The 25384-nt window shown below is 71.8% G+C and carries 21 protein-coding genes and 1 pseudogene; 11 read left to right on the top strand and 11 right to left on the bottom strand.

Features of this window, described 5'->3' with window-relative positions; all coding sequences use genetic code 11:
- Positions 1-28: 28 nt before the first annotated feature.
- Positions 29-988, bottom strand: coding sequence for a GNAT family N-acetyltransferase (locus AB0P41_RS07310; protein ID WP_356713982.1), 960 nt, complete (start codon positions 986-988; stop codon positions 29-31).
- A 162-nt stretch (positions 989-1150) separates the two neighbouring features.
- On the opposite strand from AB0P41_RS07310, the gene AB0P41_RS07305 reads away from it, so the two are divergent.
- The gene (locus AB0P41_RS07305; protein ID WP_356713981.1) at positions 1151-1720 is read left to right on the top strand and encodes a DUF1707 and FHA domain-containing protein; all 570 of its coding nucleotides are present in this window, start codon (positions 1151-1153) and stop codon (positions 1718-1720) included.
- Positions 1721-1733: 13 nt separating this feature from the next.
- On the opposite strand, the gene treY is transcribed toward AB0P41_RS07305, so the two are convergent.
- Together treY and glgX are read right to left on the bottom strand one after the other, a co-directional pair.
- Positions 1734-4118, bottom strand: a complete 2385-nt coding sequence (gene treY, locus AB0P41_RS07300) for a malto-oligosyltrehalose synthase (protein ID WP_365930651.1) — start codon at positions 4116-4118, stop codon at positions 1734-1736.
- Between the two features lie 108 nt (positions 4119-4226).
- A complete protein-coding gene (gene glgX / locus AB0P41_RS07295; protein ID WP_356713979.1) occupies positions 4227-6383 on the bottom strand; it encodes a glycogen debranching protein GlgX in 2157 nt (718 codons plus the stop codon).
- A 378-nt stretch (positions 6384-6761) separates the two neighbouring features.
- Between glgX and AB0P41_RS07290 the strand changes: the two genes are divergently transcribed.
- Together AB0P41_RS07290 and AB0P41_RS07285 are read left to right on the top strand one after the other, a co-directional pair.
- A complete protein-coding gene (locus tag AB0P41_RS07290; protein ID WP_356713978.1) occupies positions 6762-7994 on the top strand; it encodes an SAV2148 family HEPN domain-containing protein in 1233 nt (410 codons plus the stop codon).
- Between the two features lie 78 nt (positions 7995-8072).
- Entirely contained in the window at positions 8073-8834 is a 762-nt protein-coding gene (locus AB0P41_RS07285) for a 3'-5' exonuclease (protein ID WP_365930650.1), read from the top strand.
- Here AB0P41_RS07285 and AB0P41_RS07280 read toward each other — a convergent pair.
- From AB0P41_RS07280 to AB0P41_RS07270, 3 genes and pseudogenes are all read right to left on the bottom strand, one after another.
- Positions 8817-9039 (bottom strand): annotated as a pseudogene (locus tag AB0P41_RS07280) (DUF4333 domain-containing protein); the annotation flags it as partial. The gene AB0P41_RS07285 and the pseudogene AB0P41_RS07280 sit on opposite strands and share 18 nt — an antisense overlap.
- 78 nt (positions 9040-9117) lie before the next feature.
- Positions 9118-9630, bottom strand: a complete 513-nt coding sequence (locus AB0P41_RS07275) for a hypothetical protein (RefSeq protein ID WP_365930648.1) — start codon at positions 9628-9630, stop codon at positions 9118-9120.
- 51 nt (positions 9631-9681) lie between these two features.
- Entirely contained in the window at positions 9682-10548 is an 867-nt protein-coding gene (locus AB0P41_RS07270; protein ID WP_356713973.1) for an aminoglycoside phosphotransferase family protein, read from the bottom strand.
- Positions 10549-10674: 126 nt separating this feature from the next.
- Between AB0P41_RS07270 and AB0P41_RS07265 the strand changes: the two genes are divergently transcribed.
- The 4 genes from AB0P41_RS07265 to mgt all read left to right on the top strand — a co-directional run bounded on the left by AB0P41_RS07265 (position 10675) and on the right by mgt (position 15015).
- The gene (locus tag AB0P41_RS07265) at positions 10675-11613 is read left to right on the top strand and encodes a sugar ABC transporter permease (protein ID WP_356713972.1); all 939 of its coding nucleotides are present in this window, start codon (positions 10675-10677) and stop codon (positions 11611-11613) included.
- Entirely contained in the window at positions 11610-12449 is an 840-nt protein-coding gene (locus AB0P41_RS07260; RefSeq protein ID WP_356713971.1) for a carbohydrate ABC transporter permease, read from the top strand. The genes AB0P41_RS07265 and AB0P41_RS07260 overlap by 4 nt, the downstream gene beginning before the upstream one ends.
- Complete coding sequence (locus tag AB0P41_RS07255; protein WP_365930645.1) at positions 12449-13741, top strand: extracellular solute-binding protein; 1293 nt, start codon at positions 12449-12451, stop codon at positions 13739-13741. Before AB0P41_RS07260 ends, AB0P41_RS07255 begins: the two co-directional genes overlap by 1 nt.
- A 65-nt stretch (positions 13742-13806) precedes the next feature.
- Positions 13807-15015, top strand: a complete 1209-nt coding sequence (mgt, locus tag AB0P41_RS07250; RefSeq protein ID WP_365930643.1) for a macrolide-inactivating glycosyltransferase — start codon at positions 13807-13809, stop codon at positions 15013-15015.
- A 27-nt stretch (positions 15016-15042) separates the two neighbouring features.
- Here the strand turns inward: mgt and AB0P41_RS07245 are convergent, their stop codons facing one another.
- The 4 genes from AB0P41_RS07245 to AB0P41_RS07230 all read right to left on the bottom strand — a co-directional run bounded on the left by AB0P41_RS07245 (position 15043) and on the right by AB0P41_RS07230 (position 20531).
- Positions 15043-16599 carry a polysaccharide deacetylase family protein gene (locus tag AB0P41_RS07245; protein WP_365930642.1) on the bottom strand — a complete coding sequence of 519 codons (1557 nt, stop codon included), beginning with the start codon at positions 16597-16599 and terminating at the stop codon, positions 15043-15045.
- A gap of 100 nt (positions 16600-16699) precedes the next feature.
- Positions 16700-18103, bottom strand: coding sequence for a glycosyltransferase (locus AB0P41_RS07240; protein ID WP_356714048.1), 1404 nt, complete (start codon positions 18101-18103; stop codon positions 16700-16702).
- Between the two features lie 80 nt (positions 18104-18183).
- Positions 18184-19113: a hypothetical protein gene (locus tag AB0P41_RS07235; RefSeq protein ID WP_365930641.1), complete on the bottom strand. Its 930-nt coding sequence runs from the start codon at positions 19111-19113 to the stop codon at positions 18184-18186.
- Positions 19110-20531: a nucleotide sugar dehydrogenase gene (locus AB0P41_RS07230; RefSeq protein ID WP_365930639.1), complete on the bottom strand. Its 1422-nt coding sequence runs from the start codon at positions 20529-20531 to the stop codon at positions 19110-19112. The genes AB0P41_RS07235 and AB0P41_RS07230 overlap by 4 nt, the downstream gene beginning before the upstream one ends.
- 307 nt (positions 20532-20838) lie before the next feature.
- Between AB0P41_RS07230 and AB0P41_RS07225 the strand changes: the two genes are divergently transcribed.
- From AB0P41_RS07225 to AB0P41_RS07210, 4 genes are all read left to right on the top strand, one after another.
- Entirely contained in the window at positions 20839-22041 is a 1203-nt protein-coding gene (locus AB0P41_RS07225) for a S8 family peptidase (protein ID WP_365930637.1), read from the top strand.
- Positions 22042-22137: 96 nt separating this feature from the next.
- Positions 22138-22686, top strand: a complete 549-nt coding sequence (locus tag AB0P41_RS07220) for a DUF1697 domain-containing protein (protein ID WP_356713964.1) — start codon at positions 22138-22140, stop codon at positions 22684-22686.
- Positions 22679-23074: a nuclear transport factor 2 family protein gene (locus AB0P41_RS07215; protein WP_356713963.1), complete on the top strand. Its 396-nt coding sequence runs from the start codon at positions 22679-22681 to the stop codon at positions 23072-23074. The genes AB0P41_RS07220 and AB0P41_RS07215 overlap by 8 nt, the downstream gene beginning before the upstream one ends.
- Before the next feature lie 550 nt (positions 23075-23624).
- Positions 23625-24542 (top strand): S1 family peptidase, encoded by a 918-nt coding sequence (locus AB0P41_RS07210; protein ID WP_356713962.1) that lies wholly within the window; start codon positions 23625-23627, stop codon positions 24540-24542.
- Between the two features lie 77 nt (positions 24543-24619).
- Here the strand turns inward: AB0P41_RS07210 and AB0P41_RS07205 are convergent, their stop codons facing one another.
- The gene (locus AB0P41_RS07205; protein WP_365930634.1) at positions 24620-25378 is read right to left on the bottom strand and encodes a sirohydrochlorin chelatase; all 759 of its coding nucleotides are present in this window, start codon (positions 25376-25378) and stop codon (positions 24620-24622) included.
- Positions 25379-25384 lie beyond the last annotated feature (6 nt).

Raw genomic sequence — 25384 nt, 5'->3', positions numbered from 1 at the left:
CGGTGCGCCGCGTCCACCGCTTTCACGTCTACCGGTCCCAGACCATGTCGAAGGCGCGCTCGAAGTTGACATAGCCCAGGCGCTCGAAGGACTCCGCCATCGGGACGTTGCCGAGGTCGGTCGCCGCCCGGATCCGCTCCACGTCCTCCTGCGCGGCGAGCACCCGGGTCCCCTCGGCCAGGATGTCGTCGATGTAGCCGTGGCCCCGGTGCGCCGGCAGCACCCCGATGTAGGCGATCATCGGGTGGTAGTTGTTGCGTGCCGGAATGACGAAGCCCACCGGCTCACCGTCCGGCAACTCCGCGATCCGCCACCACTCCTGAGGCGTCCTGAGCCCGGCGAACTCCTCGTCGTACTGCTTCTCCGCCGCCTCGCGGGCACTCAGGCCGGAGGCCAGGTCCGCCTGACCGTGGGCGTCCAGGGTGCCTTCCATCACCGGAGCCATCAGCGCGACGAGGTCCTCGCGTCCGGTGACCCGGCGGAACACCAGCCGGCCGGTGTCCTCGGGCACCGGTGTGCCCGCGCGCCACTCCAGACGCAGCCGCTCGACCAGCATCCGGGCCCCGCTCGCCTCCATGACCCGTATCCGGGCCTCGACGACATCGCGGGCGGCGGGGTCCTGGCGCCAGTCCGGCGGGACGAACCGTCCGTACTCCAGGCGGGCGGACCCGGCGGGAACGACCGCGGCGGTCGCCTTCTCGACCAGTTCGAGCCCGATCCCGCCGCGCTCCGGCTCCGGCAGGGTGTCGTCCAGGTCGAAGAAGTCCAGGAGCTGAGGGCTGCCACCGTCCTGGCCCGTCCACCAGGCGATGCGCCCCACCACGCGGTCACCGCGCAGGGCCACCCACATCCACTCGGGGCGGCGACGGCCCGTGGCGAGGTCGTCCGCGAGCTCATGGTCGAGCACATAGGACAGCCGGAGGAAGAGACCGAGTTCGTCCGCTCCGGTGAGCGGACGGACGGTCAGTTCCGGTGGTGCAGGGATCACAGAGTCTCCTCGGCATGAGTGCCGCCTCCGAAGGCGGCAGCGCGTGAGGGTAACAACTTCCCGGCCCCGGTGATCAGCATTTATCCACTGCCTCGCAGGTCAGGTGGCCGGAAGCGGGCATCGTCTGGACACCTCGGGCCCCTCGGACCGACAATCGGTGCTGTGACGTCCTCCTTCGAGCACTACACGTATCCCGCGCGGCTCTCGGACGCCGAGCGCGACCGTGTACTCGGTGTGCTCAGAGACGGCGCCGCACAGGGCAAGCTCTCCCACGACACGTTCCTGCGCCGCATGGAACTCGCCCTGACCGCCCGGCGCTCCGAGGAGCTGAAGGCGCTCACCTCGGACCTGGAGGCGGGCGGCGGGCGCTGGTCCCGCGGCCTGTTCCGCGCGGTGGGCGGGGTCTCCGCCTTTCCGGCCCGGGTGCGCAGGGCGTGGCAGTCCGAGCGGCTGCCCATGCTCCTTCTGCCCGTGCCCGGACCGCAGCCGCTGCGCATCGGCCGCGACCCGGGCAACGGCCTGCGGCTCAACCACGAGACGGTGTCGCGGCTGCACGCCGAACTGACCGCGCAGGGCAGCCGGTGGATCCTGCGTGACCTGGGCTCGACGAACGGCACCTGCGTCAACGGCCGGCGGGTCGTCGGCTCGGTCGTGGTGCGCGACGGCGACCAGGTGAGCTTCGGCCGGATGACCTTCCGGCTCTGCGCGTCGCTGCCCGTGCCCCCTCCCTGAGCGAGCGCCCCGCTCAGCGCCCCGCATTCACGAGCAGTGCCACCGGCCGGTCCGCGAAGAGTTCCGCCACCGGCACGACCGGGCCCGAGAACTCCCGCCCGGACGACAGGAGATCAACCCACGGGCCCTCGTCCGGCAGCGCCAGCTCCGTCTCGCGCCAGCCGCCCTCCTCCTCCAGCCTGAGCGCCAGCCGGGTCACCGCCGTCACCACCTCGCCCGACCGGCAGAACGCCAGACAGTGCGCGGCCGCCGGGCCCCGTGCCCCCAGCGGGGCGTAGGTCCCCGACTCACCGAAGAGCTCCGGGCGCTCCCGGCGCAGCGACAGTGCGGCCGTGGTCAGCGCCGTCTTCTCGTCCTCGCCCCCGGAGGGCCTGCTGAACGGCCTCCGGTTGTCCGGGTCGACCAGCGCGATGTACTCCCGCTCCGTGCCCTGATACAGATCGGGCACCCCGGGCATCGTGAGGTGCACCAGCGCGGCACCCAGCACGTTGGCCCGCACGAACGGTGCGAGCGTGTCCGCGAAGCCCTTCATCATCGACCGGGCCTCGCCGGCGTCGCTGCCGGGACCGGCCGCCACGAAGTCGGTCACCGCCCGCTCGTACGCGGCGTCCGGCTCCGTCCAGCTGGTGAACAGTCCCGCCTCGCGCACGGCCTTCAGCAGCGCGGGCTCCAGCCTTCCCGCCGTCTCACCGGCGGGAAGGCCCGCGCAGCCGTACGCCGACTGCCAGGCCTGCCAGGCCAGCTGAGGATCCGGGGCCGGCACGGAGGCCGCCCCGGCCAGCCGGGCGACCAGCGCGGACCACCGCTCGGGGCACTCGGTCAGGACCGCGATCCTGGCCCGGACGTCCCCGCTGCGCTTGGTGTCGTGGGTGGTCAGCACCGTCCCGGTGGCCGGCCAGTCCCGCGCGATCCGGGCACAGAAGGCGTGGAACTCCTCCGGACTCACCGCCGGACGGCCGGGGTCGCCGCCCACCTCGGTCGCCGAGATGAGAGGGACGTAGCGGTAGAACGCCGTGTCCTCCACCGACTTGGCGTGCAGCGCCGACGCGGTCTGCGCGAAACGGGCGCAGAACGCCACGTGCTCCGGTCCGTCGCCGAGGCGGCCCAGCGCCAGATCCCGCACCACGTCGACGGCGTCCGCCTCCTGGGCGACCGAGAACACCGCCCTGGCGTCACGCACCGCCTCGGCCGGGAGCGTCGACTCGGCGATCTCCGTGAGAGGGCCCCCGGCGGTCACGTACGGCCGGTAGACGGGCACCCGTACCAGCAACTCGCGCACCGCCGTGTGGAGCGCCCACGGCGCGTGGTCGCGCAGGCGGGCGTCCCCTGCGCACACCTCGGTGGCGAGGCGGGTCAGCCACTCCGTCTCGGCGGCCAGCTCATGGGTGACCACCCGGTACGCCGCGCGGCGTACGGTCGCGGTCCAGTAGCCGCCGCGGTCCCCGGGAGGGCCCGCGAAGTCCCGGTAGCGGCCGAGCAGGTCGGCCGCGCCCATCGGGTCGGTGAACAGGCCGTCGATGCGGTGCAGCGCGTCGTAGCCGGTCGTCCCCGCGACCGCCCAGCCGGCCGGCAGGGCCTCGTCGCCGGTGAGGATCTTCTCCACCACCGTCCACCGCCCGCCGGTGGCGTCGCCGAGCCGCCCGAGATACGCGGCGGGGTCGGCCAGCCCGTCGGGGTGGTCGATGCGCAGCCCGTCGACGACCCCGTCGCGGACCAGTTCGAGGATCTTGGAGTGAGTGGCGGCGAAGACCTCGGGGTGCTCCACCCGGACACCGATCAGATCGGAGATCGTGAAGAAGCGCCGGTAGTTCAGCTCCGTCCTGGCCAGCCTCCACCACGCGAGGCGGTAGTGCTGGGCGGCCAGCAGCTCGTCCGGCGGAAGGTCCGCCGTTCCCTCACGCAGGGGGAACTCCAGGTCGGCGTAGCGGAGCACCGGCGTGCCGTCGTCCCGGGTCGCCGGCTCGATGCTGCCGCGCTCCTCGCCGAACCGGCTCGCCAGCACGGGCAGCAGCACCTTCCCGCCGGCCGCGGCCCAGTCGATGTCGAACCAGCGGGCGTAAGGGGACTCCGGGCCCTCGCGCAGCACCTCCCAGAGGGGGAGGTTGTGCCGGGGTGCCGCGGCCATGTGGTTCGGCACGATGTCGAGGATCAGCCCGAGGCCGTGGGCGCGTGCCGTGACGGCCAGCTCCCGCAGCCCCTCCTCGCCCCCGAACTCGGCCCGCACCGTGGTGTGGTCGACGACGTCGTAACCGTGTCCCGAGCCGGGCACGGCCTCCAGGACGGGGGACAGATGCAGATGGGAGACGCCGAGCTCGGCGATGTACGGCACGGCGTCCGCGGCGGCGGCGAACGGGAAGTCCGGCTGGAGCTGCAGCCGGTACGTGGCGGTGGGCGTCATGGACTCGTACGTACCCAGCCGGACGCCTCTCTCCCACCTTCTGCGCCGGCCGGGCCGACCGGGCGGGCCCGCCCGGTCGGCCCGGTCACCCCGACGGCCCAAGGCCGGCTACGCCGGACGCTTGAGCACCGTCATGCTCCGCCCGACGAGCGTCACCCGCTCGCCCGCCGACACCTTGGGCCCCGCGCCCGGCGGCACCCCGTCCGGAATGGCCGTGTCCACGACGACCTGCCACTGCTTGCCGTGGTTCATCGGTACGGCGAACTCCAGCGTCTCGGCGCCCGCGTTGAACATGAGCAGGAACGAGTCGTCGGAGATCCGCTCACCGCGCGGCCCCGGCTCGGAGATCGCGTGGCCGTTGAGGAAGACGGTCATGGCCTTGGCGTGTGCGGCCTGCCAGTCCCGCTGGGTCATCTCCTCACCCCTGGGGGTGAACCACGCGATGTCGGACAGCTCGTCGTGCGTGCCCTCCACCGGACGGCCGTGGAAGAAGCGCCTGCGCCGGAAGACCGGGTGGTCGCGGCGGAGCCAGACCATGGACCGGGTGAACTCCAGCAGGCTCGTGTCGGTGGAGCCGCCCTCCTCGTCGCCGTCCTCCGCGTGGGAGGCGGCGGCCGGATCGGGCCAGTGGACCCAGGAGAGCTCGTTGTCCTGGCAGTAGCCGTTGTTGTTGCCCCGCTGCGTCCGCGCGAACTCGTCGCCGTGACTCAGCATGGGCACGCCCTGGGAGAGCATCAGCGTGGCGATGAAGTTGCGCATCTGGCGGCTGCGCAGCTCCAGGACCTCCTTGTCCTCGGTCTCCCCCTCCGCCCCGCAGTTCCACGAGCGGTTGTGGCTCTCGCCGTCCCGGTTGCCCTCGCCGTTGGCGTCGTTGCGCTTCTCGTTGTACGAGACCAGGTCGTGCAGGGTGAAACCGTCGTGGCAGGTGGTGAAGTTGATCGAGGCCAGCGGGCGTCTGCCGTCGTCCTGGTAGAGGTCCGAAGAGCCCGTCAGACGCCCCGCGAACTCCGCGAGGGTCCGGGGCTCGCCCCGCCAGAGATCCCGCACCGTGTCCCGGTACTTGCCGTTCCACTCGGTCCACAGCGGCGGGAAGTTCCCCACCTGGTAGCCGCCCTCGCCCACGTCCCAGGGCTCGGCGATCAGCTTCACCTGGCTCACCACGGGGTCCTGCTGCACCAGGTCGAAGAAGGACGACAGCCGGTCCACCTCATGGAACTGGCGTGCGAGTGTCGCGGCCAGGTCGAAGCGGAAGCCGTCCACGTGCATCTCGGTCACCCAGTACCGCAGGGAGTCCATGATCAGCTGCAGGACGTGCGGGGACCGCATCAGCAGCGAGTTTCCGGTGCCGGTGGTGTCCATGTAGTACTTCTGGTCGTCCGCCAGGCGGTAGTACGAGGCGTTGTCGAGGCCCCGGAAGGAGAGCGTCGGACCGAGGTGGTTGCCCTCGGCGGTGTGGTTGTAGACCACGTCGAGGATCACCTCGATGCCCGCCTGGTGCAGCGCCTTCACCGCCTGCTTGAACTCCAGCACCTGTTCACCGCGGTCGCCCCAGGAGGCGTACGCGTTGTGCGGGGCGAAGAAGCCGATGGTGTTGTAACCCCAGTAGTTGGCCAGGCCGGCGTCGGCGAGACGGTGGTCCTGGACGAACTGGTGCACCGGCATCAGCTCGATCGCGGTGACGCCCAGCTCCGTCAGATGGGCGATGATCTCGGGGTGCGCGAGACCCGCGTAGGTGCCGCGGAGCTCCTCGGGCAGGCCCGGGTGGAGCATCGTCAGGCCCTTCACGTGGGCCTCGTAGATCACGGTGCGGTGGTAGTCGGTGCGCGGACGGCGGTCGTCACCCCAGTCGAAGTACGGATTGACCACGACCGAGCTCATCGTGTGCGGTGCCGAGTCGAGGTCGTTGCGCTCGTCCGGCTTGCCGAACGGGTAGCCGTACACCGCCTCGCCCCACTGGATCTGCCCCGAGATCGCACGCGCGTACGGATCGAGGAGCAGTTTCGCCGAGTTGCAGCGCTGTCCGTGCTGCGGCTCGTACGGTCCGTGCACCCGGAAGCCGTAGCGCTGCCCCGGCATCACCCCGGGCAGATAGGCGTGACGGACGAAGGCGTCGGTCTCGCGGAGCTCCACCGCCGTTTCTGAACCGTCGTCGTGCAGCAGGCACAACTCGATTCGGTCGGCGGCCTCCGAGAAGACCGCGAAGTTGGTTCCGGCGCCGTCGTAGGTGGCGCCGAGCGGATACGCGTGTCCCGGCCAGACCTGCATAGATAGGACTCTTCCACTTCTGATCCGGGTGCTGGGGGATTTCGCCCCGATACTCCCCGAAAGACGGTCCTGTACCTAGTACGTCGACCGGTGCGGCCGGTTTCCGTCGTGGGATCCCCCCGGGCCGGTCAACCCGGTGCACCTCGGTGTCGCCCGGACAGGGGCCCGGGCCGCCGGGCAGCTCCTCCGTCCGGTATGCGGCGTGCGAGAGGATGCGCAATCGCTATGAACCATCTCACTCCGCCCGATCTCACCGCAAGGAACGAGCCCCTGGATCAGGGGAGTTGAGTGAGAAGCCTGTGCATCCTGCTGCACCGGCTCCCGCTGCCGGAGTACCCTTCCTTGATCGTTGGTGGGGGAGTGGAAGGCGGTACACGGGTGAGCTCGGGAGGGTTCGAGCTGCCCCCAGGTGACGCGGGTCACGAGGGGGAATCGACCGATGCCCCGCCGGGGGCGGTCTCCCTCGCACAGCCCATGGAGATCGGTGCCGATCTGAACTGGGGAGCGGACTCCTGGAACGAGGTGCGCACCCGCGCCCAGCGCGCCGGGCGGGCGTACATCTGGCTGAATCTGGTGGAACAACGGCTGCGCGCCGTGGTCTCCGCCGTGATCCGGCCGATCTACGAGCCGGTGCACGGCGAGGACTGGGTGGTGGCCGCCGCGGGGCCGGCGGGGCAGGAGTGGGTGCAGCGCGCGGTCGCGGTCCGGGAGGTATCGCGCCGCAAGGGCTATCTGCTCGACCCGGCCGACGACAACGTCCTGAGCTTCCTCACGCTGCCGCAGCTGCGTGAGCTGATGGTCCAGCACTGGCCCTGCTTCGAGCCGTACTTCGACGACCGCCGCGAGGTGGAGCTCGCGCTCGACGAGCTGGAGGTGGCGCGCAACGTGGTCTCCCGCAACCGCGCGCTCAACGAGGCGGTCCTGGCACAGGCCGAGCGCGCCTCCGCGCGGCTCCTGGAGATCCTCGGCAGCGGCGCGGCCGTCCCCTCAGCCGAGCGGCTGCCGGTCGACGCCGTGGAGGAGCTGGTCGGTGACCGCTACGCCGACGTGGTCTCCGTCCACCCGGACCGGGTGCGGCTGCAGCGTCAGCTGCCCGCCGAGGACCTGTTCGGGAACGCGCGCCGGCTGGACGCGATCGGTATCGGGCTCAACCTCCTCACACAGAACTTCTCGGGGCGCCGGCTGGTGCGCCTCGCCGAGTCGGGCTGCCGGGTCCGGCTGCTGTTCATCAATCCGGCCAGCAGCGCGGTCAAGCGCCGGGAGCGCGAACTGGGCCTCAAGAAGGGCGAGCTGAGCCGCTCCGTGGAGATGAACATCCTCCATATGCGCCGGGTCCGCTCCAAGCTCCGCGACCCGGGCGCCTTCCAGATCCACGTCTTCGACGAGACACCGCGCTTCACGGCGTATCTGGTGGACGGCGACGGACCCGACGCGGTCGGGGTCGTCCAGCCGTATCTGCGGCGCGCACGCGGCATGGAGGCGCCCGTGCTGGTGCTGCGCGGCGGGGGGCGTGCGGTGGTCAGGGCGGGGCAGGACAGTGAGCACGGCCTCTTCGAGACGTACCGCGAGGAGTTCGAGTCGGTCTGGACGGACTCCAGACCCGTCTCCTGACGCACCTTCCGGCGTTGTCAGTGGTGCGTGCGAAGGTGGTCATCACTTGGGGGAACGCACCACAGAAGGAGGTACGGGATGAGCTGGATCAGCGGGCCGCTGCTGGCGTTCGACCTGGAGACCACGGGGACGGACGTCGAGACCGACCGCATCGTGACGGCGGCGGTCGTCCGGCTGGAGGCGGACGGATCGGTCTCCCGGGAGCGGACCTGGCTGCTGGATCCCGGTGTCGCCATACCGGAGCAGGCATCGGCGATCCACGGCATCTCGACCGAACGCGCCCGCGAGCACGGGATGCCGGCCTCCTCCGCGATCGAGGAGATCACCCGGGCCGTCGCCGACGGGCTGCGCTCGGGGACGCCTCTGGTGGTGATGAACGCGCGCTACGACCTCTCCCTGCTCGACCGCGAGTGCCGGAGGTACGGCGTGGAGTCGGTCAGCGAGCGGCTGGGGGACGCGCCCTCGCCCGTCATCGACCCGCTGGTGATCGACAAGCATGTCGACAAGTACCGCAAGGGGAAGCGTGCCCTCCACGCACTGTGCGCCCATTACGGGGTGTCGCTGGAGGACGCGCACGACGCGAGGGCGGACGCCGTGGCCGCGGCCCGGGTGGTGCGGCGGATGGGGGAGCGGCACCAGCCCGTCGGGACGATGCCGCTGGAGGACCTGCACGGTCTCCAGGTGCACGCGGCGGCCGAGCAGTCGCTCTCCCTGCAGGCCTATCTGCGGCGCACGGCGGATCCCGCGGCCGTCGTGGAAGCCGCCTGGCCGCTCATCCCCCGGAGGCGCGAGCCGCAGCCGGGCGGGAGCGATGCGGGGGCGTCAGTCCGGAGCCGGTGAAGCCGTTTCGTCGGCCTTGATGTCGAAGTCGATCCGGTCGCCCTCGACCGAGGTCACGTTGACGGACGACACCCCCAGGGTGCTGCCGTCGTCGGGCCGTGAGGGTGCAGCGCGTGGTGGTGCCGGTCTTCCCTGCGAGGCCCTCGGGGCAGGTGACGTCCGGCTTCGGCTGGTTCGTCGTGCTGGCAAGCTTCTCGGCCACCGTCTCAGGATGTCCGGGGCAGTGGCCGGAAGCATACGCGGCGCGGGTGCGGCCGACACGACGCGTCCGGGACCGGCCGGCTCACAGCTTCCCGAAGAGCACTCCGCGCCAGGTCCAGCCGGACGTGAGGGCGGTGTTCCGCAGCGGGCCGGTCAACTCCGCGCTGTCGAAGCTGGATGTCTCCGTCGTCCGGGGGCGGCCGTCCTCCCCGCGTTCGAGCGTCCAGCGGCGGGAGACGGTCCTGCCCGATCCCCGCCCGTACGCCGCCGAGGTCCGCAGCCGGGGCGGGTTGCCGACGCGGGTGACCTCCCACTGCTCCTCGACGGCCCGCACCTCGTGGCTCTCCTCGGCCAGGCGCATCCGGATCCGGATGGCGTGCGTCAGCTGGGACCCGACGAAGAAGGTCTGCCAGGCGGGCTCGGCGATCCGCCACTCCGCCACCAGGTCCGCGCCCTCCGGCGCGCCGTCACGGATGACGTAGGGGACGTCGGGCCGGCTGAGACCGAGCAGGGCGTTCCGCAGCTCCTCGGCCGGCCGTGGTTCCACCCCGTCCTCGGGGCGCCTGGTTCCGGTGAGCCTGTCGAGGATTCCCATGCGGTCAGCCTATGCGACGCACCTCCGGCCCCGTGCGCTACGGGGGCCGGTTCAGAACGGGTACCAGCGCACCTCGGGGTCGTCCTCGCGCAGCGACGCCACCCTGCGCCGGAACTCCGCCAGCGCCTTAGGGTTGGCCGGGGCGTGCTGGGACACCCAGGCGCAGCTCGCCGTCTCGCGGGCGCCGCGCAGCACCGCGCACCCTTCCCAGGCGCGCACGTCCCAGCCGTACGCCTCGGTGAACGCGTCGTAGGCCCGCGCAGGCAGTCCGTACCGGTCGCGGGAGAGCGCGAGGACCACCAGGTCGTGCTCGCGCAGGTCGGCGGAGAAGGTCTCCAGATCGACCAGCACCGGTCCGTCCGGGCCGACATGAACATTGCGGGGGAGCGCGTCGCCGTGGATGGGGCCCGGCGCCAGGTGCGGGGCGAGGGCTGCCGCGGCCTTGGCGAAGCCGTCGCGCCGGCCGCGGAGATAGTCGGCGTCCGCCGGGTCGATCGCGTCGCCCGCCAGACGCAGCCAGCGCTCGACACCGCCGAGCAGCTCACGCCGCGGCAGCGTGAAGCCCTCCGGGGCGGTCAGCGCGTGCACCTGGGTGAGCAGCGGGGCCAGGTCGCGCGGTTCGGACGGGCGCACGGCGTCGGGCAGCCGGTGCCACAGGGTCACCGGGTGGCCCTCGACCAGGCGGGGCAGAGGTTCGGCGGCCCGCACGGCGGGTACGCCCGAGTCGGCGAGCCACAGGGCGACGGCCACCTCGCGCTCGGCCCGCTCCCGGAGCTCAGGGTGGTGTGTCGAGTCCCGGCCGACCTTGACCACCAGGTCACCGAGGCCGAAGACCGCGTTCTCGCCGAGCGCGAGGAGCTCCGCACCTGCCGGCAGTCCGGCGGCCTTCAGCACCTCGCGCGCACGCATGTCGTCCATGGCTCGATTTTCTCATCCTCGCAGGCCACCTTGACGAACGGGCCGCCCGTCAGCACGATGACGGAGGCCGCCCGGGCGGCGATACGGGGATGAAACCGATCCAAGGAAGTAAAAGGGGTCGAATTCATGACATTGGCGACCGCAACGGAGCGGTCCGGGCGCAAGAGCCCACAAGTCGGCCGGCGTGAGGGCCGCCGCCGGGACGGCGCCACCTGGTTCCTGGTGCTGCCCGCACTGATCCCGATCCTGATCCTGAGCGTCGGCCCGCTGGTCTACGGCATCCTGCTGGCCTTCACCGACGCCCAGTCGGGCCGCACCCGTTCCACCCAGTGGATCGGGGCCCTCAACTTCCAGGACCTGCTCCACGACTCCCTGTTCTGGGACTCCTTCCGGATCGGCCTGCTGTGGGCGGTCGGAGTCACCGTCCCGCAGTTCGTACTGGCCCTGGGGCTCGCTCTGCTGCTCAACGCCAACCTGCGGATGCGCTGGCTCGCCAGGGCCCTGGCGATCATCCCCTGGGCCATGCCCGAGGTCGTCGTGGGCATCATGTGGCGCCTGGTCTACAACCCCGACGCGGGCATCCTCAACGAGACCGTCCGCGATCTCGGGCTCGGTGACGGCAGGGACTGGCTGACCGGTCTGGCCACCGCCCTGCCCGCCGTGATAGTCGTCGGAATCTGGGCCGGCATGCCGCAGACCACCGTGGCGCTGCTGGCCGGGCTGCAGAACACCCCGCACGAACTGCACGAGGCGGCCGCCCTCGACGGAGCCGGAGCCTGGCGCCGCTTCCGGACGGTCACCTGGCCCGCCATCAGACCGGTGGCCCTCGCGATCAGCGCGCTCAACTTCATCTGGAACTTCAACTCCTTCGCCCTGGTCTACGTCCTGACCAGCGGCGGACCGGGCGGACGGACCCGGCTGCCCATGCTCTTCGCCTACGAAGAGGCCTTCCGCTACGGACAGTTCGGCTACGCCGCCGCGATGGGATGTGTGATGGTCGCCGTCATCTCGGTGCTCCTCGCCGTCTACCTCGCCGGCCGGCTCAGGGGAGGCGAGGACGCATGAGCCTCCGTACGGGCAGAACCGCGCGCGCCGGGCAGTACGCCGCGCTCCTGTGTTACCTCGTCTTCCTGGCGTTCCCCTTCCTCTGGCTGATCTCCACCGCCTTCAAGCCGGCCCGTGAGCTCGGCTCACTGCACCCCACCTGGATCCCCGAGAACCCCACGCTGGACAACTTCCGGCAGGCCTTCGACGAACAGCCGCTGCTCCGGGCGGCGGCCAACTCGCTCACCGCGGCGCTCTGCGCCGCCCTGATCGCGGTCGTCATCGCCACGCCCATGGCCTACGTGATGGCCCGTCACCGCGGGCGGCTGTCCACGGCCGCCACGGGATGGGTCGTGGTCAGCCAGGCGTTCCCCTTCGTCCTGGTGATCATCCCGCTGTTCCTGGTCCTCAAGCACCTGCACCTGATCAACTCGCTGTGGGGGCTGATCCTGGTCTACGTCGTCTGGTCGCTCCCCTTCGCGCTCTGGATGCTGGCCGGATACGTACGGGCCGTGCCGCCCGAACTGGAGGAGGCCGCCGCTGTCGACGGGGCCGGGAAGGCGCGGATCCTGATCTCGGTCACCGCGCCGCTGCTGGCCCCCGGGATCGTCGCGACGGGGCTCTTCGCGTTCATCACCGCATGGAACGAGTTCTTCTTCGCGCTCGTCCTGCTCAAGACACCGGAGAAGCAGACCTTGCCGGTCGTACTCACCCACTTCCTCGGCGCGGAGGGTGTGGCCGACCTGGGGCCGCTGGCCGCCGCCGCGTTCCTCGCCACCCTTCCCTCGCTGGTGCTCTTCGCGATCATCCAGAAGCGCATCACGGGCGGTCTCACGGCCGGGGCGGTGAAGCACTGATGCGCCGCCGGCTGCCCGCGCTCGCCGCGGTGACCACCGCCTTCGTCCTCCTGCTGGCCGGCTGCTCCGGAGAGGGCGGCGACGGCGCGGACGGCACGGTCCGGCTCAGCTTCCAGTCGCTCGCCTGGCAGAAGGAGTCCGTCGACGCCAACAAGCAGCTCGTGCGGGAGTGGAACGCCGCCCACCCCGACGTGCAGGTGGACTACGTCCAGGGCAGCTGGGACAACGTCCACGACCAGTTGCTCACCTCCTTCGAAGGGGGTGAGGCGCCCGACATCATCCACGACGCCTCCGACGACCTCGCGGACTTCGCGTACGGCGGGTACCTCGCCGATCTGCGGACCCTGCTGCCGGACCGGCTGACCGAGGACATCCCGCAGGCGTCCTGGGACACCACCACCTTCGGGGACGGCGTCTACGGGGTGCCGTTCCTCCAGGAGCCCAAGGTCCTCATCGCCAACAAGAAGATCCTCGAGTCCTCGGGCGTCCGGATCCCGACCCCGGAGAAGCCCTGGAGCTGGCCGGAGTTCCGCCAGGTCACCGAGGAGCTGACGGAGAAGGGGACGTACGGGGTCGCCTGGCCGCTCAAGGAGCCGGTCTCCGTCACCCTCAATCTGGGCCTCTCCGCCGGCGGGCAGCTCTTCCACCGGGGCGCGGACGGCAAGGTGACCATCCGGTCAGGCAAGGGTGACCGGGTCATGCCCGGCACGGTCAGGGACCAGGTCAACTCCGACCGGAGTGCGGCACGTTCGGCGCTCGGCATGGGGGGTTCGGACACGCTCCCCGGATTCTTCGGCGGCAAGTACGCCATGGTCCCGCTCGGCTTCTCCTACCGCCAGCAGGTCGTCGAGCAGGCCCCCGAGGGCTTCGAATGGACGGTGCTGCCCACCCCCGCCGGCAGCGGAGGGCTCGCCCAGGGAGTCAGCCCGCAGACCCTCTCGGTCGCCGAGGAGAGCCCGCACAAGAAGGAGGCCGCGCGGTTCATCGACTTCCTCCTGCGTCCACCGAACATGGTGCGGCTGGCCAGGGGCGACTGGATGCTGCCGACCGGCACCGAGGCGCTCGCGGATCCCGCACTGCACACGGAGGAGAACGGCTGGGCGACGGGCACCGCCCTCGCGCGGTCGCTGCGCCCCGCTCCCGCGCAGTCGGTGCGCGGGTACCCCGAATGGAAGGACAAGGTCGCCACGCCCGCGCTCCAGGAGTACTACAGCGGGGCCATCGACACCGAGGAGCTGAGGAAACGCCTGGTCGACGACGGGAACAGGGTGCTGGCCCGCTACCAGCGCTGAACCGGGCCGGCAGAGGTCCCGGAAATACGCTGGACGAGACGTTGCGTCTCGCCTACGGTAGGGGCATGACACCGACCCCGCGTGCCCACATCGCCATGTTCTCCATCGCCGCCCACGGGCACGTGAACCCGAGCCTCGAAGTGATCCGGGAGCTCGTCGTCCGTGGACACCGCGTCAGTTACGCCATCCCGGCGTCCTTCGCCGAGAAGGTCGCCGAGACCGGGGCCGAGCCCGTGATCTACACCTCGGTGCTGCCCACCGAGGACAACCCGGAGGACTGGGGAACCGAGCTGATCGACAACCTCGAACCCTTCCTCGAGGACGCGATCCAGGCCCTCCCGCAGCTCGCCGCCGCCTTCGAGGGCGACGAACCGGACCTCGTCCTGCACGACATCACCTCCTACCCGGCCCGCGCCCTCGCCCACCGCTGGGGTGTGCCCGCGGTCCAGCTCTGGCCCAACCTGGTCCCCTGGGAGGGATACGAGCAGGAGGTCGGGGACCCCGCGACCGCCGAGCTCAAGCAGACCGAGCGGGGCCGGGCGTACTACACGCGCTTCGCGGACTGGCTCGGTGAGAACGGTCTGGGCGACCTCTCGTCCGACGACTTCGTGGCCCGGCCACGCCGCGGCCTCGTGCTCATCCCCGAGGCGCTCCAGCCGAACGCCGACCGTGTGGACCACACCAGGTTCACCTTCGTCGGCGCCTGCCAGGGTGAGCGTGCCGACCAGGGGGAGTGGAAGCGGCCGGCCGGAGCCGGGAAGGTCCTGCTGGTCTCCCTCGGCTCGTCGTACACCAACGAGCCCGCGTTCTACCGCGAGTGCGTCAAGGCCTTCGGTGACCTGCCGGACTGGCACGTGGTGCTGCAGATCGGCGCCCACGTCGACCCGGCGGAACTCGGGGACGTACCGGACAGTGTCGAGGTGCACTCCTGGGTGCCGCAGCTGTCCGTGCTGAAGCAGGCGGACGCCTTCATCACCCACGCGGGCGCCGGCGGCAGCCAGGAGGGGCTCGCCACCGGCACCCCGATGGTGGCGGTCCCGCAGGCCGTCGACCAGTTCGGCAACGCGGACATGCTCCAGGCCATCGGCGTCGCCCGGCACCTGCCGAAGGAGGAGGCCGACGCCGCGTCCCTGCGCGACGCGGTGCTCGCCCTGGTGGACGACCCGGACGTGGCCGCGAAGCTGGAGCGGATCCGGGAGCAGATGGCGGGGGAGGGCGGGGCGAAGCGGGCGGCCGACATCATCGAGGCCGAACTCCCCGGCCGGCAGGGCTGACCCGCGTCGACAAGGCCTGGGGAGGAGCTAACCGCGCCGTACTCCGTCCTCCCCGGGCCCGGCCGACGGACGCACCGTCAGGGAGGTGAAGCGGGGCCAGCCCCCCTCGGGATCGCCGTTACGCACACTGACGGCGATCCCGCCGGTCGCGTCGCCGCCGGTCACGCGCGTGGCCTGCTCGATCCGCGTCCTCCCGTCGACGGCGACCACGGTCCGGTCGCGCTCCACGGTGATCCTGACCCGGTGCTCACCGGCGTCGGTCAGGGTGCGGCGGCCGATCTCGTGCCAGCGGCCGCCCCTGAGCTCGCGCAGCCGGACGTAACTGAAGCTGAGGGACACCTCCAGCGGGCCGAGGCTGCCGTCGCGCACGATCACCCCTGCGCTGTTCTCCGACTCCCGCAGCCCCGTCACCCGGAAGCCGACCCCGTAACCGGTCCAGTCGGCCGAGGCCATCGGCCGGTAGGCGGCGCCGGCGTACCCCGTGCGGCCGGGATAGGGGCCCGCGCCGGTGAACACCCCGAGGCCGGCGGGCACACCGTCGTTCGGCCGCCAGAACTCCTGCTCGGTGAACGGGGCCGGACAGTCGGCCGGGGACACCGCCGTCCAGCGCCGGACCTCCGCCAGCAGCTCCCGGACGCCGGTGCCGGCGGTGACCTCCACCCGCTGCACCTCACCGGCGGCGGCTGCCCGTCGCCCGGCCGGCAGCGGACGGCCGGAGCTGTTGGTCAGGGCGGCCACGAACCGCTCGGCGAGCGCCGTACGCAGCATCCGGTCGGTGACCGGCGAGCGCGAGGCGCGCCCGCTGGTCTCGGAGAAGGGGTAGGCGAAGAGCCGGGGCCTCGGCAGGCCCCGGCGGGTGATGTCGCCGATCGACCGGTCCAGATCGGCCTCGACCCGCCGCCGGTACTCCTCCGCCGTCTCCCGCCGCTCCTCGCCGGCCAGCCACAGCCGGGAGGCGAGCGCGGAGGACGTGCGTCCCGCCGCGTCCACGGCCTCGCGCCGGTGCAGGTCGTGCGTGTGGTTCTCGAAGTCCCACCGTCCCGACCGCGCCATACGGCCGATCTCCTCCCAGGAGAGGTAGTAGGGGCGATGGCTCCCCACCGCACGCGTGATGAGGAAGGCGGCCGCCCGCATGCCGTGCCGGGCGAGGATGCGGTCGGCGTGCACCCACAGCCCGTGGGCGCCGTCGTCGAAGGTCAGGAACACCGAGCGAGGCCCCGGAGCCCGCCCTCCGCGCAGATACGCGGCGAACTCCTCGCTGCTCAGCGTCCGGTAGCCCGCCGCCGCGAGGGCGGCGAGCTGCGCGTCGAACGCTTCGGGAGTCACGGTGTAGCGGCTGCGGCTGTCGCGTCCGATGTCGTGGTACGCCAGCACGACGGGGGCAGCGCCGTCCGTCCGCCCCTCGGAGGGCGGCCCGCCCGCGGCGGCCCCGCGACCGGGCCCGGGTTCGGGCCCGGGAGGCGCCTCCTGCGCCGCCAGGGACCGGTGGAACTCGTCGTAGCGCCACGCACCGTAGAAGGGCACGCAGACCATCGCCACGGCGAGCAGCCCGAGCAGCGCACGCGTGGGTGCGGAGTGGGTCACGGCAGGGCCCCCCGGAAGAGCACGAGAAGGTACACGGTGATGACTGCGGCCGCGCTGAGCAGTGCGGCCAGCGCCCTGGCGGCCGGACGGACCAGCTCTCTCATGCCGCCCCCCTGGACCAGACGCCCCGCCGGACGGTGAGCAGGGAGTACGGCAGCAGCCAGGCGAGCAGCACCGAGGAGAACAGGCTCATGAGGGGCCGGTAGCGCCAGCGGGTGTCCCCGGGATGGTCGATCCTGTACGCGAGCCCCCAGACGCAGCCCTTGAGGACCACTCCGCAGAAGTAGAGCAGGGTCAGGAAGAGCGCTCCGTGCGCCGGCGCCCAGACCAGATGCCGGAACGCCATCACCGGTGCGGCGAGCACCCACAGCACGTGTCCGTAGAAGAGGGCGGCGGGCCCGGGCCCCCGGCGCCACATGAAGGAGCCGGTGAAGAAGAGGTTGCGGATGAAGCTCTTCTTCCAGCGGACCTGCTGCCGCAGGAGGGGCCCCAGCCGGGCGGGCACATCGGTCCACACCTTCGCGGAGCGTACGTACCCGACGCGCCAGCGGCGCTCGGCGAAGTCCTCCTCGACGAACGGGGAGCCCGCGTACCGGCGCTTGAGCGCCGCGCCCTTCCACGCCTGCCCGAGGACGTATCCCGTCAGCTGGCGGTCCGTGGCGAAGCGGAACGGCGCGCCCATGAACCGGTCGTCGGCCCACGCGGGGAGGTAGTTGTAGACGGCGTCCCGGCGGAAGACGGCCAGCGGTCCCGAGACGCAGGACACCGAGCCGAAGGAGGCCTCGGCCGCCTTGGCCACCCTGAACTGGCCCTCGTACCAGACGTCCTGGGCGCGCGCCAGGAATCCGGCGTCCGTGTTGAGGGCCCGGCAGTGGCCGCTCACGGCGCCCAGCTCGGGGTGGGTGACCAGGGCGCGCACACAGCGGCGCAGTGCGTCGGGGGCGAGGACGCAGTCGGAGTCGGTGAAGGCGATGATCTCGGTGTCGGCGAGCTCGCAGGCGCGGACCAGCGCGTGCTTCTTGCCGACGTTGGAGTCCAGATGGATGACGGTGATGCCGAGCTCGTCGCGGAGCCTGCGCAGCACGTCGCCCGTCCCGTCCTGGGAGTGGTCGTCCACCACGATGATCCGTACGCCGGGGCAGTCGGAGGCGGCCATGGAGCGTACGCACGCCTCGATGCCGTCCACCTCGTCCTTGACGGCCAGCAGGAACGCGACCCGCGGGTCGGCGGGCAGCGGCGGGAAGACCTCGCCGGGGCCCGGCCGCACCCGCAGTTCGCCCTCGGCCGGGTCCTCGTACCGGCTGTAGGCGACGTAGAGCAGGGCGATCGTGCCGGCCAGCACGACGAGCCCGTAACAGACCGGGAGGTTCAGCCGGGGCAGCCGGGCGGTGTGATGGGCCAGGACGGCCAGGAGCGGCATCAGGCAGAACAGGACGAGCAGCCGGCGCACCCCGTGCCGGAGCGCGGGGTCGGCGGGGGTGACCCGGGCCCTGATCGCGCGCATTCCGCGGGGGCCGGGCACGGTGTCGTGCGCGGTGTGCGGCGCGGAGGCGCGGGGACCGGCCGGCGGCCGGTGGAGGGCGTTCACCGGTACGCCCCTCCGGCCGGGCGACGGTGGTCGGCGTCGCCCCGCGCCGTGAAGCCGAAGAAGGCCATCTCGGTGTTGTCGCCGCGCAGCCCGACCCCGCCCGGCGCCGTCAGCCGGCCCGGTTCCCGGTCCTCCGCGTCGAGGACCGCCCGTCCGTCCAGGGCCAGCGCGATCCGGACCCGGTCGTCGCCCCGGGTGCTCACCGTGGCTGCGATCCGGTGCCACCGGCCGTAGTCGAGGGGGTGATGCGCTGTGGCGAGCGTGGTGTAGACGCCCTCCTCGTCCACGGGCCGCCCCGGCTCCGGATGTTTGCGCTTGAGAACGACCATGCCGTCGCGGCGGCGGAAGCTCAGCGCGTACAGCTCCTGCGCGCTGTGGTGGCGGAGCCAGAGATGCCCGCCGTCCCAGGCACGCGCGGGGGTGCGTGCGGTGACACCCGGCGGCTTCAGGAACACCCAGGACCGCACGCTCGTGTCACCGAAGTCCTGACGGCGGCTCACGAGCCGGAAGACGGCCGATCCGGTGTGCGGGACCGAGTCGGGGCCGGGCGCCTCGCCGTCGGGTACACCGGTCCATCCGAAGGCCCAGTGGGCGAAGAGGGAGCCGCTGGTGACGATCCAGTCGGGCGAGAGACGGGCGTCCCCGGCGTCCGGATGGCCGTGGGCGTACTCGTTGGTGACCAGCCCCTCCGCCGGGAGTTCCGGGCGGAACGGTGGTCCGGAACCACCGGCGGGCGCTGCCGGGTCCGCCTTCCCCGGGCCCGGTCCCGCGCTCGTGGATCCGCCCGCGGCCTTGCCGTCCCCGGACCGGTCGGTGGTGTCCGGGTCCCGCCCGTCCGAGGTGAGGGACCCGGCGAGGCCGGCGGCCGGGGTCGCGACGGCGGCGGTGAGCAGCATGCGCCGGCTCGGCGGCGGGGATGCGCTCATACGGCGGCGCCGGTGGCGGCGGCCGTCGTCAGGCGATGCGTGACGTCCAGGACGGCGGGGCCGCCGTCCAGCCAGCCCAGGTCGGTCCCGGGGTGCACGGTGTGGACGACGACGAGGTCCCAGTGGAGAGCTCCCGGGGCGTCGACACTGCGCCGCAGGACGCCGTGCCGTTCCAGGCTCGGCACCAGCGGGTCCGTGTACTCGACGGTGGCACCCCAGGCCGTGAGCCGGTCCATGATCTCCAGGGCCGGGCTCTCGCGCAGATCCGCCACACCGGGCTTGTAGGCCACGCCGAGGATCAGCACCCGGGATCCGGCGGTTCCCAGCCCGCCGGCCGCGAGGGCGTCCCGCGCCTTCCCGGCGACCCGGGCGGGCCGCTCGGCGATCGCCGTCATCGCGGTGTCCACCAGAGGGGACGTCCTCTTCCTCGCCCGCAGCTGCCACAGCAGGTAGTGCGGGTCGCAGGGGATGCAGTGCCCGCCGACGCCCGCACCCGGATAGAACGGCATGAAGCCGTACGGCTTGGTGGCCGCGGCCTCGATGACCTGGCGCGGGTCCAGCCCGAACTCCAGGCAGTTCTCCGTCAGTTCGTTCGCGAGTGCGATGTTGACCGCCCGGAAGGTGTTCTCCCACAGTTTGCTCATCTCCGCTGCCTCCGGACCGGACACCCGGTGGACGGAGGGTGCGGTTCCGGCCAGCAGGGAGGCGGCGAGTTCGGTGGACAGGGGAGTGACGCCGCCGATGACCCGCGGGGTCCGGTCGGGGGAGTGGGCGGGGTTCCCGGGGTCGATCCGCTCGGGAGCGAACGCCACGAACACATCCGTCCCGGGCCGCAGTCCCCGTGCCGCGAGCGGCTCGACGAGGAGGTCGCGCGTGGTGCCGACGTAGCTGGTGGAGGTGAGGACCAGCAGCTGTCCCGGCACCGCGTGGGCCACCACCGACGCGCAGGCGGCGGTCAGCGCGCGCAGGTCGGGTACGAGATCCCCGTCGACCGGGGTCGGCACGCAGATGATCACCGCGTCCGTGCCCGTGGCCGCCGCGGGGTCGGCCGTCAGCCGGAAGTCCGGGTCCTGGAGAGCCGCGGCCAGCCGGCTGTGCTGCGAGGGCAGCAGGTCGACGCGCCCGCACCGGATGTCCCGCAGCCGCGGCTCGCTGGTGTCCACGCCGGCCACCGCGTGGCCGGCCGCGTGGAGGGAGAGCGCGGTGGGCAGCCCGACGTAACCGAGGCCGACGACCGCGACCGTCGGACGGCGCCCGTGCTGGACCTGGGACGGCAGGGTCGCCGCGGTCAGCGCCTCGGGAGAAATGACGGTGGCACCCGGCCGATTTTCTGATGTCCCGTCATTTCGACTTGTCGTACAAGCGGCGTGCCGCGCGTTCTCGAGTGAGGGACGGGGGGGATTGCTGGGGATGTGCACAACTGAAACATGACATTCCGTTCCCGCGTTCATTAGCAATGAAGTGGGGTTATGCGCGCTCGATCGCGCCAAGTTCACTCGACCGGAACCCGTACGCGTCCTCATGTCCGGTCAGAGAGCAGGCGGTTTGCCCGAGATGGAGGCAGGTGCGCAGGTTTTCTGTGACGAAAGCTTGCCGACTAGGTGACGGCTACATGAAGGTCTTGATCTGGGCGCGTCAATCGAGCAGTGTTTCGAGGCAGCCCCCGGAGATCTTCCGGCCGAGGGCCAATCCCCCCACAAAAGAATGACGAGGAGACCCCTCTTCATGGCAATTCACAAGCGTGTGCGTTCGGTCAAGCTCACCGCCGCGATAACCGCCGTGGCAGCGGCCGCCGGTGTCACCCTGCTCACCACCCCGTTCGCCGGAGCCGCCACGGCACCCGCGACGGGCACCGTCTACGGCGCGGACGCGGCGACAGCCGTCTCCGGCAGCTACATCGTGATGCTGGACCAGAAGGCCGACAAGGCCGGCCTGGCCAAGGAGTACGGCGGCACCCTCCAGCGGAACTACAAGTCGGCCATCAACGGCTTCTCGGCCAGCGGGCTTTCGGAGACCGAGGCGGAGCGGCTCGCCGCCGACCCGGCTGTCTCCAAGGTCGTCCAGAACAAGAAGTTCCACATCGACGCCACCCAGGAGAACCCGCCGTCCTGGGGTCTGGACCGGATCGACCAGGCCGAGACCGCCGGTGACGGTGCGTACACCTACCCGGACGCCGGGGGCGGGGACGTCACCGCGTACGTCATCGACACCGGTGTCCGCGTCACCCACAACGACTTCGAGGGCCGCGCCACCTCGGGCTTCGACGCCGTGGACAACGACGCCGACGCCGACGACGGCAACGGACACGGCACCCACGTGGCCGGGACCATCGCGGGCGCATCCCACGGGGTGGCCAAGAAGGCGAAGATCGTGGCCGTCCGCGTCCTGGACGACGCGGGCTCGGGCACCACCGAGCAGGTCGTCGCGGGCATCGACTGGGTCACCGCGAACCACGAGGGCCCGTCCGTCGCCAACATGAGCCTCGGCGGATCCGCGGACCCGGCCCTCGACGCCGCCGTCCAGAAGGCCATCGCCTCCGGCGTCACCTTCGCGGTCGCCGCGGGCAACGAGTCGAGCGACGCGGGCGAGGGCTCCCCCTCCCGCGTCCCCGAGGCCATCACCGTCGCATCGTCCACGGTGGACGACGAGCAGTCGTCGTTCTCCAACTTCGGCTCGGTCGTGGACATCTACGCCCCCGGTTCGGACATCACGTCGGACTGGAACGACAGCGACGACGGCACCAACACCATCTCGGGCACGTCCATGGCGACCCCGCACGTCGTCGGTGCCGCGGCCGTCTACCTCGGCGGACACCCGGACGCCACGCCCGAGGAGGTCGCCACGGCGCTGACCGACGGAGCCACCCCGGACGCCATCTCCAACGCGACCGAGGGCACGGCGAACAAGCTCCTGAAGATCGTGGAATAGGCCGGGCAGGCCCGGTAGGACACGCAGAAGGCCGCCGCGCCCTCCCCCACGGGGCGCGGCGGCCGTCGCGGGTGGAAAAAGATCTAGGGTGGGGGCATGAGCACGATGTACGCGGCGCTGCTGCGCGGGGTCAACGTCAGCGGCCACCGGAGGGTCCCCATGGCGGAACTCCGGGCGCTGCTCGGGGAGCTGGGGCACGAGGACGTCGCCACCCATCTGCAGAGCGGCAACGCCGTGTTCCGCGGTGCGGCGGGCGAGGAGAGCGCCCTGGCCGCCGAGCTGGAGCGGGCCATCGAGGAGCGGTTCGGCTTCCCGGTCGACTGTCTCGTCCGCTCGGGCGCCTATCTCGCCGGCGTGGCCGAAGCCTGTCCCTTCCCGGCCGCCGAGCTAGAGGCGAAGCAGCTGCACGTCACCTACTTCGACCAGGCCGTGGACGCCGCACGGTTCGCCTCGCTCGACGCCGACGCCTTCCGCCCGGAGGAGTTCCGGCTGGGGGACCGCGCCCTCTACCTGTACGCGCCCGAAGGGCTCGGGCGCTCCAAGCTCGCCGTGGCGCTCGGACGGCCCGCCTTCACCCGTGGCCTCGTCGCCACCAGCCGTAACTGGAACACCGTGGTCAAGCTTGTGGAGATGACGCGTGACTGAGCCCTCGCCCGCCGTGGCCGCAGCCATCGAAGGCGAGCTACGCCTCCTCGACCCCGTGGTGCGGGCCTCCGCCGAAGTGCTGGCCACGCTGCTGCACCCGGACTTCCGGGAGATCGGCACCAGCGGCCGCCTCTGGCAGCGGGACACGATCATCGCCATGCTGACGCAGCCGGACACGGACCCGGGTGCTCCGCCTCCCGTCGCGCTCACCGCGTCACGGATGCGGGGGGACCAGCTCGCACCGGACCTGGTGCACCTCACCTTCGACACGGAGTCCCGGGGCCTGCGGTCCCACCGCAGTTCCCTCTGGCGGCTGAGGGGGGACGTCTGGCTGCTCTACTTCCACCAGGCGACGCCCTTCATCGACGATCCGTTCGCAGAGGTCTGAGCCGGCGCTTCCCGCCGGCCCCCCACCCCTCGACAGCACACGCCGGGGCGGCGCCGCAAGAGTGCCGCGTCGGTCTGATCTGCGCCCGCAGCCCGGCCGGTTATCGCCGGAGGGGCTGATTCCGGCCATGGGGAGCCGCCGGGCAAAACGCCGGTAAGCCGCCCGAACGGGCCGCGCCCCGGTGGGCCCGGTCCGGGCTGCGAAGACCTGTGCCGTGGCATCCCGCGGGCAGGGGCGGTGTGTGTGAACGCGATGCGTCCGGGCGGCGGCCGACGTCCGCCCACCGTTACGGACTTTGCTGCAATTCGCTGCTCTCCTCCGTTCGGTGAGCGGACGCCGTTGTTCGGAGGTCATCCGCACGCATATCGGAGTTCAGGGTCCGTTCTCCGTCCCGGTCCGGAAGACGTCCTTGTCACCGGTTCAAGCGGAGTCAAGGATTCGAGTCGTGCGGTTGGCAGGTCCACGACTAGAACCCACTGGTCGCGGACAGCCGCATACTCCGGCCCGCCCACCCAGCGGACCGGACACCCCCCCAATGACGGAGGATCCTGTGACCTTCAAGCGCTTCGCCCCCCTCTCCTCGATCTCCAGACGCGCCCGTCTCATCGCCGCCACCTCAGGGCTGGTCACCGCCGTGGCGCTCGCGGCACCCACCGCGGTCGCTCAGGCGGCACCGGACACCACGGTGACGAAGGCCGAACTGGCCGACGCCAGCTCCGCCGTACGCGGTGCCGACATCGCGGGCACCGCCTGGTACACCGAGGCGAGCACCGGCAAGGTCGTCGTGACCGTCGACAGCACCGTCACCGCCGCCGAGATCGCCACGATCAAGAAGTCGGTCACCGACTCGGGCGCGAAGGCCGACATCAACCGCACCGAGGGCACCTTCAACAAGCTCATCGCGGGCGGCCAGGCCATCTACGCCGGCGGCGGACGCTGCTCCCTCGGCTTCAACGTCCGCAGCGGCAGCACCTACTACGCGCTGACCGCCGGGCACTGCACCGAGATAGGCAGCACCTGGTACACCAACTCCGGCCAGTCCACCACCCTCGGTACGCGGGCCGGCTCCAGCTTCCCGACCAACGACTACGGGCTCATCCGGCACTCGAACTCCTCCGCCGCCGACGGCCGGGTCTACCTGTACAACGGCAGCTACCAGGACATCACCTCCGCCGCGACCCCGCGGGTCGGCCAGGCCGTCAAGCGCAGCGGCTCCACCACCGGTGTCCACAGCGGCACGGTGACCGGCCTCAACGCGACCGTGAACTACGGAAGCGGCGACATCGTCTACGGCATGATCCAGACCAACGTCTGCGCCGAGCCCGGTGACAGCGGTGGCTCGCTCTTCTCCGGCACCACGGCCCTCGGCCTCACCTCCGGCGGCAGCGGCAACTGCTCCTCCGGCGGCACCACGTTCTTCCAGCCGGTCACCGAGGCGCTCAGCGCCTACGGAGTCAGCGTCTTCTAGACCTCACGCACCGCACCACCTGCCGACGGGCCGCGCTCACCGAGCGCGGCCCGTTGACGTGGGGTGGAGAAGGAGGGTCAGGCACTCAGCGGTGCCGCGCCGGCCACCGGCACGCACGCCTCGTCGTACCGGGTGAGCAGCAGCCGGGCCAGCGCGGGGGACGGCCCCAGGACACCGGCCAGCACATCCGCCCCCGCCTCCTCCGCCCCCGCCGCGATGCGGTCGGGGAGACGGCCGGGAGCGATGACGTACGGCGCGACCGCGACCCGCCGTACACCGTCGGCCCGCAGGGCGCGTACGACGTCGGCGGTGCGGGGAAGGGATACGGAGGCGAACGCAGGCCGCACGGCGCACCAACCGGTGTGCCGCAGCTCCCGCGCGATTTCAGCGATCACTGCGATCGCCTCCGGGTCTGTGGAGCCCGCCGAGGCCAGGACCAGCCCGGTCGAGCCCTTGTCGCCGGGGGAGACCCCGGCCTCGTACAGCCTCTGTTCCAGTGCGGTGTTCAGCAGCGGGGAGGGGCCGAGCACCTCGGCCTGGCCGATCCGCAGCCGGGGCAGCCGGGTCCGGGCCTCGCGCAGCACCGAGGGGATGTCCGACTTGGCGTGGAAGGCCCGGGTCAGCAACAGGGGGAGTGCGACGACCTCGCCCGCCCCCTCGGCCGCCAGGCGCTCCAGCACCCTGGGCACGGACGGGGCGTTGAACTCAAGGAAGCCCGTCTCCACCCGCAGCCCGGGCCGCAGCGACCGTACCCGCGCGGTGAGCGCGTGGACGGTCGCCGCGTGCCGCGGGTCGCGGCTGCCGTGGGCGATGACGAGCAGGACGGGGGAGGCCATGGGAGA

It is taken from the genome of Streptomyces sp. NPDC079167 (genome assembly GCF_040686735.1).
Lineage (GTDB): Bacteria > Actinomycetota > Actinomycetes > Streptomycetales > Streptomycetaceae > Streptomyces.
The sequence above is the reverse complement of the archived record's forward strand: the minus strand, read 5'-3'. Positions and strand labels throughout refer to the sequence as shown.